Below are 13,428 nucleotides of genomic sequence, written 5' to 3'. Positions count from 1 at the left end.
CATTTTAGAGATGATATACTTTTTGACAAATTTACTATGAAAAATTGTTTTTTAATCATAAATCGAAAAAAATGGGTTACGCAAAAGAAATAAACTGCTACAAAAAACAAGAGTTTTTGGATTTTAATGCTCTTGATTTGATTGAATTATTGCAATCTACTTCTTGGGAAGTTAAATTAGGGATTATAGATAGAGGAAATGATTTTGATTGGATTAGCTTAGAAGACAATCAAGAAGGCAGAGAAGAGTTTATAAATATCCTAAAATATAAAATTGAACATAACGAATATATAGGTTTTTCAATTTTTAATCAACAAGTAGAAAGGTTCGTACATGTGAGTTTAGAAAATATAAATAATAATCTCATTTATTTTGATTTAGATATTGGAAGAGAGGAAAATGAATCTGAATGGTTTGAATGGTATTATCAAAATCTAATTATTCCAATAGAAAAGCAAAAAACAGTTTTCTCAAAAATAGAATGGGAAACTGGATATGAATGTAAAATCTTGAAAACTTTTGAGAGAAATTAAAAACAAACACAAAAATGATAGAACTAAAACCCTTCACAAAAAATGACTTTGAAACTTTCAAAAGTTGGATTCATGACGAAGAAGGACTGATTCAATTTGGAGGAGAAATGTTTGTTTTTCCTGTTACAGATGAACAATTAGAAAATTATATCAACAAAAAAGATATACAACCTTTGAAAGTAGTTTTGCAAGAAACAGGCGAAACTATTGGACATTGCGAACTTAATTATCAAGAGGGAAACAAACGACTTTCACGTATTTTGATTGGAGAAAGTAAATGGAGAGATAAAAAAATAGGAGAACAAATTGTCTTGAAAATGGTAGAGCTTTTCTTTGAAGATGAAAACATAAAAAAGGTAGATTTGAATGTCTTTGATTGGAACAAAGGTGCAATTAAATGCTATGAAAATGTAGGCTTCCGAATCAAACATGACAAAACTACCCTTATGAAAGTAGGAAATAAAACGTGGACAAGGCTGAATATGGAATTAGAAAGATAAAGGTGTTTTGTTGGTGTCGTTACACTAAAACACCAACAAAGGCTAGGTAATTTATTTTAATTTTACAGCCGTTCCATACGCAAAAATTTCAGAAGCTCCTTGCGAAATCATAGAGCTTTCAAAACGAATATTTACGATAGCATCAGCTCCCAACTGCTCAGCATCTTTGATGACACGTTCTAATGCTTGTTCTCTTGATTGAGCTTGCAATTTTGTATATTCTTCTATTTCTCCTCCAATAAAGTTTTTTATAGAGGCTACAAAATCTCGCCCTGCATTTCTAGCCCTTACGGTACTACCTCTTACAAGTCCTAAAACTTCTGTAATTTCTTCGCCATGAATTGTTTCTGTGTTTGTAACTAACATAATTTTATGAGGTTTTGATGATAAATAATTGGTTTGCTAATATATCATTTTTAATTAAATTATTTCATTTCAATTTTACCCAAAATATATTCACTGCTTTTTGTATTTTTGGTAAAGAACAGTAGAAGTAGATATTAAGCTATATTATTATGAAATTAATTAGAAAATTAAATCCATTCAATCCCATTTTACCAGCATTTTGTTTGCTCATTGCTTTTGCTTGCATTGGATATGATAGCTTTTTTAGGGAGAAATATACGGAAGAGGAGAAAGCTGTTTCGGGTTCTGCTATTGGAGGAATTAAAAACTTAGGGCATCAATATTTGAATGATGCTGAAAAAATGAGTAGAGATTTAGATGATTATTTTACTTATGAATACTGTATGAAGGATAATTATAAAGAATTTCATTTTGTTTCTTCAGAATTAAGAACCTTAACTAGCAGACTGATTAAAGAAAATTTTATTAACACAGAAATTTCACGTAATAAAGAAATTTCTATTCAGTCAATATTTAACTCTTACATAAAAGAAGCCATACAATTAGATACACTTTTGAAAAAAAAATATCAAAATTTTGAGTTGGAAAATGGCTTATCTGATAAAGAAATTAATAAAATCTATTTTTCTCATGATAGCATACAGAGTGCATATCATTTGGCTAGATTTGAATTACAGCTATCAAAAATGTGTTATGATGATATTGAGTTATTAATCAATCATAGCATTAAAGACATAATCAAAGAAAAAATAAAAAATGCGTCTATTACTCCTTATGTAATAGATAAAACTAGCGAAATATACATAAATGAAGTTTATCCATTTGATATGCTACATACAAAAATCCTTTTTCCTAAAGAAACTGAAACACAATTTAATAAAAATGGTCATTTGATAATTCCTAAGGCACTACGTAATACAAAAGTCAAAATAGAAATTGGCATAAACTGTTCATCTGATACGATTTACTTTTATCAAACTAATTATGAAAACTAAATTATATACATCAATTTTCTTGTGGTTAGCTTTTATTATTCTGATAACTTCTTACTCTCTCAAAAATGAAGAAGAGGAATTAAATGCTATTTCAAAGACAAAAAGTAGTGTATTGAATGTACAAAAGGAATACTATGCTAAAAAATTAGATGATGCTGAAGTAAATATAACTGATACTGGAAATAATCTGAGAGATAGAAAAGTAAAGGATACATTAGAAATGGGTACAATATTGATAGATTCTCTATTTAAAGATAATGAGATAGAGGTTAATATTATTATGCCCTATCTATGCAAATACCACAGTAGTATTGAACCTCAAGATGATACAGACAAAATAAAACAGTGTTTAGAAAAATATGAGGGAAACTCAGAGATAATAAAGAGTATTGATAATCTTAGACGTTATCAATACTCTTATAAATTTTTATATGAACATTTTTATAAAATAGATTGGAAGAGTTGTAGTTTTGATAGAGTTGTGGTAATGCAATCTAGTGATACAACAATAGCATTTGATTTAATAGGAACTCCAGATTATGTAGAAGTAGCTGAAAAAACAATTCAACTTATAAATCAAAAAGATAACAAACAAAATGATTGGTCTATAAAATTTGACAAAAACTCCACAGAGCCAATCATTTTCCAAATAAACACTTATACAAAAACAGATACAACAAGAAAGCGTTATCAAATCAAACCAGCAAAAGGAAAGAAACTAAAGCCTTTTGATTATGAAGAGATAGAAATAAAATAGATTTTTAGATTCTACCCCTTCATAAAAAATTATTAAAACTCAATCTTATAGGCAATATTTGGAATAACTAAAGTTTGTTGGTCTTTATCTATTCTATTTGTTCTGAAATTATATTGATAACCATAAAATTCTTTTGCTCCAAGCGCATTCAGCACTTGTAAAGACCATATACTACGGTGTTTTGATTTGTTTTTCTGATAATTGAAAGACACATGAGTAAGGAATGGATTTGGTTTCTGTTCTTCAAAAGCACGATTTTCATCAAAAACAATTTCTTGATTCGAAATGGAAGTTGCATAATCCACAGGCATAATACGCTGTCCTCCTTGGTAGGCAATTCTCAAACTAAGCCCTAGTACATTATTATTTTTATTACCAACACTCCACTCTTTTCCAACTAAAAAATTACTAACAAACTGTTGATTAAAACGAGTATCACGCCAAACTTTATCTCCTCCTTGATAGGTAGAGTTGAATAATGAGAGTGTAAATAAATAGAAAAGACCTTTATCCAAAAACTTTTCGGCTGTAATATCTATACCATAATTTCGCCCCTTTCCTTTATTAACAAAAGCATCATTGATAAACCAACTTTGAGTTAAATTAATTAGAGAAGACGAAGTATTTGCAATCACAGGAACATTAAATAATTCTTGATAATAGGTTTCTACTTTCAAACGCAGCGTAGAAGAAAGCATTTTTTGATAACCCAAAGTAAAATGATGTGCCTTTGTAAAATTTAAATCTTTATTCAAATATTCAGAGGTATTTCTGTCTTTTACTAGGTAAATATAAAGTGGCTCAACTCGGCTATGAAGTCCATATCCAAAAGTCAGTGTTTGTTTTTTAGGTAGTCTATATTCAAAAGACAAACGAGGCTCAATACTAAACTTTTCTGTAATAGCTAAATATTGAAAATGACTTCCAATATTCATTGTAAAATTAGGACTTATGTCTATTAAAGATTGTGTATAGGCTTGAAAATGAAGAGCTTGGTCATTAGATTTTACCAATGTTTCCAAATTATCAGTTTTCTGTTTTTGCTTCAATTCTATATCATACTGCAAAAGATTGGTAATAATTCCTGTGCGATTGATATGTTTTTTTCCTAACTGAACATTTAAATAACTAGAAAAAGTATGTTTGAGAAGGTTATTTTTGATTTTATTACTAGGCTGTAAAATATCTGTTTCTATATTTAGACGACTTGTCTTGATAGAAATACCACTTCCAGAACTTGTAAAATTAGTATTCAAATAACCTATTTTTCCTAAATGAATACGATGGTTTAGTCCTACTGCACCCATATATTGCTTGTTATCGGCTTCTTCAAAATCACTTTCATACTCACGTTCTGTCGAATCTTCTTGAACAAATTGTCCTGATTTATCTAAGGCACTAATTCCCCAAATTGAAAACGTACCTGCTTTTTTGGTGGGTAAATTAATCTTAAAAGTAAAATCTTGATAGTTTGTTCCTCCTGCATTTTCGGGTAATAAAGGAGAAATCAAACCCAACATAGAATATCTATAATTAAAAATATAAGAGGCTTCTTTTCCTTGTTTGAAAGCTCCTTCTGAGGCAACATCTACACCCAAAGCACTTACTTGAAACGCATGGCTTCTTTTATCCGTTTTTCCATTTCGGATATTTATGTCAAAAACTCCTGATAAGGCATTTCCATATTCAGCAGGAAAAGCACTCAAAAGAAAATCTGAATTGGCAAGCAAATGACTACTCAAGGCTGTTAATCCCCCTCCTCCAAATGTTTCTAAATCAGCAAAATGATTAGGGTTCGGAATTTCTACACCCTCTATACGCCAAAGCATTCCCTTTGGGCTATTTCCACGCACAACTACACCATTATTGTCTATTTCGCTAGTTGCTACACCTGCAAAAGCAGAAGCCAAACGAGCAGGGTCATCAAATCCACCTGCATAACGACGGGCTTCTTCCATGCTTAGGGTTCTTCCTCCTGATAAAATCATTGCATTTTGTGGTGTTCCATGTTCTTCTTGTGCTGTAATGACGACTCCTTCCAATTCAAAACCATCATCTTTCAAACGCATTTCAACAACAGTTTCATTAACTGAATTGACAATCACTTCCATCTGACGAGTTTGAAAACTCACATAACTTACTTGCAAAATATGACGACCAATAGGAACATTTTTGATTTTGAAATTTCCTGCACTATCTGTAGTAACTCCCATTAGAGGTTCTATATCTAATATAATTACATTAGCGAAAGGTACAGGTTGTCCAGTTCCCTCTTCCAAAATTTTTCCACTGATAGTTTGTGTAAGTGTTTGGCTATTTGCCTTACCAATTAAAAATAAAGAAAAAAGAGTGAGTAGTGTAAATTTTGATAAATTGAAAAATGAATGAATTGCAGTTTTGTAAAAAGCAGCAAAATTAGTTTTCTTATTATTTGATTTATTTTGTAGTGTTTTCATTGTTGCGTTTTAAATTTGAGTGAATTAAGAAACTTTCTTTACTCAAACGACGCATACAAACCGTACTTACCCTACCTTTGTATTTATTTAAATCTTGTTAATTATTTTTATTAGCTTACTCTGCCTTCACTTTTTCCTCTCTCAAATTCTGTAATTCTTGCCATTCATCACGCAGTCTTGCAGCTTCCATAAAGTTGAGTTCTTTGGCTGCTGTTTCCATTTTCTTTTTGGTTTGATCAATCACTTTCGAAAGTTCTTTTATATTCATTCCCTTAATAACTGGGTCAATAACGATAGTCATTTTAGATTCTTCATAGAATTCTTTTGGTAATGATTTAGCATCTGCAACCGAAGTTTGTTGCATAATAGCTTCCTTAGATTTGAAAACAGTTGTTGGTGTAATTCCATTGGCTTCATTGTATTCTTGTTGGATTTTACGACGACGGTTTGTCTCATCAATCGAAAGGCGCATTGAAGGGGTAATTTTGTCAGCATACATAACCACATGACCGTTTGAGTTACGAGCAGCACGTCCGATAGTCTGAATAAGCGAACGTTCGTTTCTCAAAAATCCTTCTTTATCTGCATCTAAAATAGCCACCAAAGAAACTTCTGGCAAATCCAATCCTTCACGTAACATATTTACTCCAATCAAAACATCAATTACACCCAAACGAAGTTCACGAATAATTTCTATTCTATCCAAAATCTTTACGTCAGAGTGAATATAACGTACTTTCATTTGCAACTGTTCGAAATAACGACTTAACTCTTCTGCCATTCTTTTAGTAATTGTGGTAACCAAAGCACGTTCTCCATTTGCTATCGTTTTATCAATTTCATTCAAAAGGTCGTCGATTTGGGTGCGTGTCGGACGAACTTCGATAAGTGGGTCAAGAAGTCCAGTCGGTCGGATAATCTGTTCGACAATAACGCCTTCACTTTTTTGTAATTCGTAATCGGCAGGAGTAGCCGTAACAAAAACAGCTTGGTCAATCATCGATTCAAATTCATTGAAAGTAAGAGGACGATTATCAAGCGCAGCAGGCAAACGAAAACCGTGATCAACAAGCGAGATTTTACGAGAACGGTCGCCTCCCCACATAGCACGAATTTGTGGAACAGTAACATGACTTTCATCAATTATCATTAAAAAATCTTTCGGAAAATAATCTAATAAACAAAATGAGCGTTCTCCAGCTTTTCGATTATCAAAATAACGTGAATAATTCTCAATTCCAGAACAATAACCTAACTCTTTCATCATTTCTAAATCTGATTCGGTGCGTTCTTTTACACGAGCAGCTTCTTCAAAACGTCCGTCATTTTCATAAAAACGGATTCGGTCTTCTAAGTCAATTTCTATTTCTTCCATCGCTCTTGTAATAGTGTCTTTGCTCGTTACAAACAAACTAGCAGCAAACAAAAGCATATAATCTTCATCATTGATTTTCTTTCCCGAAACTGGATCTATGCGCTGAATTGCCTCTATTTCATCTCCCCAAAAGTAAATTCGGTATGCAATATCAGCATAAGCAGGATAAATATCGACGGTATCTCCTTTTACTCTGAATGTTCCTCGTGCAAATTCTTCTTCGCTTCGGCTATACATAATGGCTACCAAATCCAATAAAAAGGCATTGAGAGAAATTTGGTCGCCTGTGCTTATTTTCAAGCTGTTTTCTGCAAACTCATTCGGATTTCCCAAACCATAAATACAAGAAACAGAAGCAATTACAATTACATCTTTTCGTCCAGACAGAAGAGATGCTGTTGTACTCAATCTTAGTTTTTCAATATCTTGATTGATTGCTAAATCTTTTTCGATATAGGTATCTGATGCTGAAATATAGGCTTCTGGCTGATAATAATCATAATAAGAAATAAAATATTCGACAGCATTATCAGGAAAAAACTGTTTAAATTCTCCGTAAAGCTGAGCTGCCAAGGTTTTATTATGACTAATAATCAGTGTCGGACGATTTAGTTTCTCAATGACATTTGCCATCGTAAATGTTTTACCTGAGCCTGTTACACCCAAAAGCACTTGAAAGTCTTCACCTTCTTCGATGCCTTTTACTAAAGCAGCAATGGCTTTTGGTTGATCGCCTGTTGGTTTGTAGGGAGAATCTATACGGAAATTCATATTTGAGTCTTCAGTTATCAGTAAACAGTTATCAGTAAATTTCTTTTTTTGTTTCTTCGAAACTCTCTAAAATTTCTGATTAATCTAAACAAAGATAACTAACTAATACGAAAATGTTTTTTGAATTTTGGAGAAATTATTTTGAAAGGTAAGACAAATGCACAAAATTTTTCTGTGTCTATTTAATTAAAGCAAATCATACTAGTTATTCACTTTGTAAATTGATATTACTCTGACAAATAAAATTTCGTGCATTTGACCTAGTAGAAATTCACAAAACTATATTAAATCTGTAATGTCTTTTACTCCAAGTTGTGCCGTTTTGATAAAACCTTCGCCATAATTTACTTGAATAGCTTGTCCAAACTCTTTTGCTCGTGCTTCCAAAAACTGCACAAAACGAGGCGAAGAAATAAATGTTTCTTCTTCATCAGATTGATAATTTGGATTATGAAATTGTGACTCAAAAGCTAAAATAGATTTCATTTTTTGTTCCCAAAACGGAGTTACATCCACTACAAAATCAGGTACAAGCATATTGCTTTGAATATAATGATAGACGTGTTTTGGTCGCCAATGTTCTTGTTTTTCACCTTCCCACTGAGTTTCTATTTTGATAAGTCCACTCAAAAAACATGACGTTTTGGAAAGTTCTGCACCTTTTCCGTGGTCGGGATGTCTGTCAGAGGGTGCATTTATCAAAACTATTTCAGGTCTAAATCTTCGGATAGCTTGAATTACTTTTAATCTATGTTCATTATCATCATAAAAAAAACCATCTTTAAAAGCTAAATTTTCTCTTACTGAAAGTCCTAAAATTTCACCTGAGTTTTTGGCTTCCTTATCACGAATTTCTGCGCTTCCTCTTGAGCCTAATTCTCCTCGTGTAAAATCTATAATTCCTATTTTTTTTCCTTTGGCTGCTGCTGCTAAAAGTGTTCCCGAACAGCTAAGTTCTACATCATCTGGATGTGCAGCAAGTGCTAAAATATCTAATTTTATAGCTGACTTTGAGTTTTGATTGTCGTTTTGACTGGTCATAAAATAACTTGAATTTATTTTTTCTGTTTTGTTTATTTTTATTTCTAATGATTTGCAAAGATATGAATTTGAAAACTATTTGTAGGTACAATTATCTAGTAAAATCAGCTAAGGTTTATTGCTACTTTATTAATTTGAAAGATTTTAACATAAATATTTGCTATCTTCTGCAACTTATTGCCCAACTTTCGCATCTAATAAGTAACAGAAGCATCATTTTTGAGTTAATAAAATATAGAAACTAGTCAAAAACTAGATATTTGACTCTTATTTGATAGCTTCATCAAAGTAAATCAAGCCAACAATTAGTAAATTACTAAATCAAAAATACATTCAAACTATACCTATATTATTATGAAAAATACAAGCAAAAATAAAACAAAATCGCACCATATCATTGGTTCGATTATCGGTTCGCCTCCTTCTATATCATCTATAATAGGAGTTTTGGTAGCTTTCTTTATCTTCTCTGCAAACTCTTTTGCACAAGATTCAAATTATGATTATGATGATGTTTACGGTTCTAAAAAAGACCGTGTTGCCTTATCTAATAAAAAAGCAAAAGAAGAAGCATTAGCACAACAGCGTGCTGATGAAGCTCGTGCAAGAGCAGAAGCAGAATATGCACAACAAGCCGAAATAAGAGCAAAATTAGATGCTCAAGAAGCACAAGCAAATCAATTTACACCAACCTATACGCCGTATCAACAAAACTGTAACGAATGTGGACAGTTTAATCAATTTAGATCTCCTTGTGGGTTCAATAACCCTTGTGGAAATACGGGCTTTAATAATCCTTGTAACAACCCTTGTGGAAATCCGTGTGGCTCACCTTGTGGTGGTGGTTATGGTTATAACAATTGGAACAATGGTTGGGGAAACAACTGGAATAGTGGCTGGAATTCAGGCTGGTCAATAGGTTGGTCTTCTCGCAGAGGTTGGAACTCAGGTTGGTCGTATGGATATGGTTACAACAACTGGAACAGATGGAATGACCCTTACTGGAATAGAGGTTGGGGAAATAGCTATTATGGATACGGAAATTCTTGGAATAGAGGATGGGGAAATAACTATTATTATGGAAACAATTGGAATAGTTATGATAGAATTTATAGAGGAGACACTCGCAGTCAAAGTGTAACAGCAGCACGTCAGCGTAGAGGTGGTAATATTGTTATTCCTACCAGAACAGACAATACAAATAACAACAACACTCGCACACAAGGAAATACAAACAATAACCGTTTTTCAAATACTAGAAATAGTAATAACGGAAATTATAATAATTCTAATCAACGAGGAAATAATAGTAATACCAGAACAAATACTCGCACTAATACAAACTCAAATCGTAGAAACAATACAGGAACAAGTACAAGTGGAAGCTCAAATACTCGTTCCAACAATAGAAGTGGAAGTTCTACTCGTAGCTCTGGAGGAAGCTCAAGAAGTAAGTCTGGAGGAAGTCGTAGTGGTGGTGGAAGTAGCCGTTCACGCAGAGGTGGAGGAGGAGAATAATTTTTTCTCTTTAATCTAATTAAAATACAAAAAAAAGGCTTTTTACAGAAAATGTAGAAAGCTTTTTTTAGTATATGTTCGAAATCATCACTTGAGAATAAGAAACAAAAGGCAAAAACAAAAAGACTACAAAAAAGATATTTTTCATTGAATAAAAGTAGGACTAAAAGATAAAATTAGATAAACTAGACATTGATTTTCTAACGTCGTCTAACTTTTTTTAGTTTACAATGAACAAGTAAGTAGATAATAAATTGCACTTATTAAAGAATGAAATTAGGGAGTCAATTTTAATATCGAATCTGAGTATTCGAAAGAGCATAAGTAGTGCAAATTGGAGTTTGAAAAGCAATAATACAAGTTATTTTTGACAAACCTATTGTTTTCTGAAAAAAAATCCGTATTTTTGTAAAACATTTTGAATTACTATAAAGAAATTGTAAAACAAATTTTAAAAGAAATACACAAAAGTAGATTTATTATTTAAATTTAATGAATTGCTTTTTTAGTGTTAAGTGAATATGTAATTCAAGAGGAAAAATAAAGAAAATTTTTAAAGAATATTTTACCAAACTTTTTATACTATGTCGGAGAGCCTACGCATACTTTATGTAACGAGCGAGATTACACCATTTTTGAATAAGTTAGGAGTTGGAGATTATGTACGTCCGTTGCCAGAAGCAATGCAGAATAAAGACATCGAAATCCGTATTATCGTACCACGTTGGGGAGTTATTAATGAGCGTAAAAATCGTCTTCATGAAGTAGTCAGACTTTCTGGAATTAATATTACAGTTGGAGAAGAAGATAAGCCACTTACTATCAAAGTTGCTTCTATTCCACAAGCCAAAATGCAGGTGTATTTTATAGATAATGAAGATTATTTTCACCGTAAAAAATTATATAAAGACAAAGCAGAAAATCTTTTTGAAGATAATGATGAGCGTGCTATCTTCTTCTGTAAAGGTGTTGCCGAAACAGTAAAAAAACTAGGTTGGGCACCTGATATTGTACATTGTAATGATTGGTTTACAGGTCTTTTACCTTTATATCTTCGCACAACTTATCAAAACGAACCACTTTTTAAAGAGTCTAAAATTGTCTCTACAGTGTATGATAACCTTTTTGAGCAAAACTTTGATGTCGCTACACTGGCTGATAAGGTAGCCTTAGACGATATTACTGAAGAAATGTTAGCTTCTCTTATCGCAAATCCAACACCACAAGGATTTATGGAAATGGGTGCAAAATATTCTGATTGTGTAGTAAATGCACAAGATTCAGGTAAAACTAATGATATTATTGCAGCTTCTTTATCTGAAAATGTAAGTACGATTGTAGGAGATAAAGATGCAATTTGTGATGGGTATTATGATATTTACAAAACACTTTTAGGAGATAGAATGGCAGAACTAGTTGAAGAGGAAAAAGCAGTTTAATTTGATATACTTTTTATAAAAAACAGACAGAATAAAATTATTCTGTCTGTTTTTTGTTTGTAAAAAAGTTTCTATTTTCTCAAACCTGACAAATATTCCAATATATCCATATAATTCGTACTTTTGCAAAAGCATTTCAAAAAAGGGTATTTCTAAAGCCTTCTTTGCAACAAAGTAAGACAGTTAATTCGTACTGTTTTCATCTAGCTTCAAAAACCACTAAAACAGTTGTCATAAATTTAATTTAATGAAAAAGAATAATTTTTTATCTCGCCTTTTGATAATATCCTCAAAAAAACTTCCTTTGATTCGTTCTTCTTTCTTTGGTATCATTTCTCTATTTTTCTTTATCACTTTGACCAGTTGTGAGAAAGAACCTGAGCCGATTGATATTGGAGAAGAGCAATTTATAAATACTTTTTATACAGATACACTAACAGTAAACGTAAAAGTTTTTCAAAGTGATAGTGTAAATACAACTAGCAGAACTGGAAACTCTCGCCTTTTGATGGGTTCATTGTCTGATGAATATGTAGGTAGATATTCAGCACAAGGTTTTGGAAACATTGGACTTACCACACTTACAGAAGACCTAAAAAATGATGCAGGAGAAGTAGCAATTTATGATTCATTAGTTGGTTTTTTCCAAACAAATTATGTATACGGAGATACAACAGGACAAAGTACAATACAATTATATGAAGTTTCAGAGCTTTTTGAAAGTAAAAATTATTATCAGTTTGATACACTTCAAACTTCAAATGCAGTTGTAGGCAGTGCTGTTTATCCCAATGCTTTAGATAGTAATAAAGTATTGCGAGTTTCTCTTTCAGAGACACTTGGAAGAAGATTGTTTAATTATGGAGTAGAAAATAAATTTGCAAATGACTCTTTATTCCAACTTTTTTCCAAAGGGCTTGCCTTTAGAAACACTTCTCCTAATACGTCCATCATAGGAATAAATCCACTAGCACCTGCTACCAACCTTACTTTATATTTTCATTACCCAAGTGATACCGTTTCATCTTCTTACAAATTTGATATGCCTGTGAGCTTTTCAAATATAGAAAGTGATTTATCTAATTCGGCTTTAGCACCTTTAACTACACAAAATTTTGTTTCTTCTGAAAACACAAACAACCTTGCTGCCATACAAGCAGGAACAGGAATTGGTGTAAAATTAGAATTCCCTTATTTAAGTGACTTTGTAAATAGGCAAAGTATGGTTATTCAGCGTGTTGAATTAGATATTCCTACGTTAGAAACTGCCATGAGTTCTACTATTACAGCACCAAACCAGCTTTTGTTTTTATTTGGAGATGGAGATGGTTTTTATTACACTTCAACTGGTGCAATTGAGTTTTTGCCAGCTGAATCAGGAGGTAATACAGGACTTACTATGGGCTATTCTATACAAGGAAAATCATATAGTTATGCGACGATTACAAGTTATATCAATCAACTAGCAAAAGGGTTAATTGTGGATAGTGATGGTTTGATTATACAACCTTCTGAAAATAATATTAGTCTAAATAGACTTATTTTTTCTACTCAAAAGAATACTAATAACCTTCCTGCTATCAGATTACGTATGTATTATAGCATTGCAGAATAAAAGGTAAAAAGAGAGGAAATAAAATGAGAAATACTTATTTTTTTATAAATCTCTTTTCAAAT

At 31.9% G+C, this 13,428-nt stretch carries 11 protein-coding genes; 7 read left to right on the top strand and 4 right to left on the bottom strand.

Annotation, left to right across the window (positions count from 1 at the left end; translation table 11 throughout):
• Positions 1-71 precede the first annotated feature (71 nt).
• Positions 72-533, top strand: coding sequence for a hypothetical protein (locus tag V9L05_RS14565; RefSeq protein ID WP_338812597.1), 462 nt, complete (start codon positions 72-74; stop codon positions 531-533).
• A 14-nt stretch (positions 534-547) separates the two neighbouring features.
• Entirely contained in the window at positions 548-1,033 is a 486-nt protein-coding gene (locus V9L05_RS14560) for a GNAT family protein (RefSeq protein ID WP_338812596.1), read from the top strand.
• Positions 1,034-1,084: 51 nt separating this feature from the next.
• On the opposite strand, the gene V9L05_RS14555 is transcribed toward V9L05_RS14560, so the two are convergent.
• Entirely contained in the window at positions 1,085-1,399 is a 315-nt protein-coding gene (locus V9L05_RS14555; protein WP_338792506.1) for a YbjQ family protein, read from the bottom strand.
• A 149-nt stretch (positions 1,400-1,548) separates the two neighbouring features.
• On the opposite strand from V9L05_RS14555, the gene V9L05_RS14550 reads away from it, so the two are divergent.
• Positions 1,549-2,394, top strand: a complete 846-nt coding sequence (locus tag V9L05_RS14550; protein ID WP_338812595.1) for a hypothetical protein — start codon at positions 1,549-1,551, stop codon at positions 2,392-2,394.
• The gene (locus tag V9L05_RS14545) at positions 2,384-3,151 is read left to right on the top strand and encodes a hypothetical protein (RefSeq protein WP_338812594.1); all 768 of its coding nucleotides are present in this window, start codon (positions 2,384-2,386) and stop codon (positions 3,149-3,151) included. Before V9L05_RS14550 ends, V9L05_RS14545 begins: the two co-directional genes overlap by 11 nt.
• Positions 3,152-3,183: 32 nt before the next feature.
• On the opposite strand, the gene V9L05_RS14540 is transcribed toward V9L05_RS14545, so the two are convergent.
• The 3 genes from V9L05_RS14540 to bshB1 form a co-directional block, all read right to left on the bottom strand.
• A complete protein-coding gene (locus tag V9L05_RS14540; RefSeq protein ID WP_338812593.1) occupies positions 3,184-5,607 on the bottom strand; it encodes a carboxypeptidase-like regulatory domain-containing protein in 2,424 nt (807 codons plus the stop codon).
• Positions 5,608-5,722: 115 nt separating this feature from the next.
• A complete protein-coding gene (gene uvrB, locus V9L05_RS14535; RefSeq protein ID WP_338812592.1) occupies positions 5,723-7,753 on the bottom strand; it encodes an excinuclease ABC subunit UvrB in 2,031 nt (676 codons plus the stop codon).
• A gap of 279 nt (positions 7,754-8,032) precedes the next feature.
• Positions 8,033-8,794, bottom strand: a complete 762-nt coding sequence (bshB1, locus tag V9L05_RS14530) for a bacillithiol biosynthesis deacetylase BshB1 (protein ID WP_338812591.1) — start codon at positions 8,792-8,794, stop codon at positions 8,033-8,035.
• Between the two features lie 354 nt (positions 8,795-9,148).
• Between bshB1 and V9L05_RS14525 the strand changes: the two genes are divergently transcribed.
• The 3 genes from V9L05_RS14525 (at position 9,149) to V9L05_RS14515 (ending at position 13,366) form a co-directional block, all read left to right on the top strand.
• Entirely contained in the window at positions 9,149-10,312 is a 1,164-nt protein-coding gene (locus V9L05_RS14525) for a hypothetical protein (RefSeq protein ID WP_338812590.1), read from the top strand.
• 584 nt (positions 10,313-10,896) lie between these two features.
• Positions 10,897-11,751, top strand: coding sequence for a glycogen/starch synthase (locus tag V9L05_RS14520; RefSeq protein ID WP_338812589.1), 855 nt, complete (start codon positions 10,897-10,899; stop codon positions 11,749-11,751).
• Between the two features lie 247 nt (positions 11,752-11,998).
• A complete protein-coding gene (locus V9L05_RS14515) occupies positions 11,999-13,366 on the top strand; it encodes a hypothetical protein (RefSeq protein WP_338812588.1) in 1,368 nt (455 codons plus the stop codon).
• Positions 13,367-13,428 lie beyond the last annotated feature (62 nt).

It is taken from the genome of Bernardetia sp. Wsw4-3y2, from assembly GCF_037126295.1.
Taxonomy (GTDB): domain Bacteria; phylum Bacteroidota; class Bacteroidia; order Cytophagales; family Bernardetiaceae; genus Bernardetia.
This window is presented reverse-complemented; position numbering and strand designations above follow the sequence as displayed.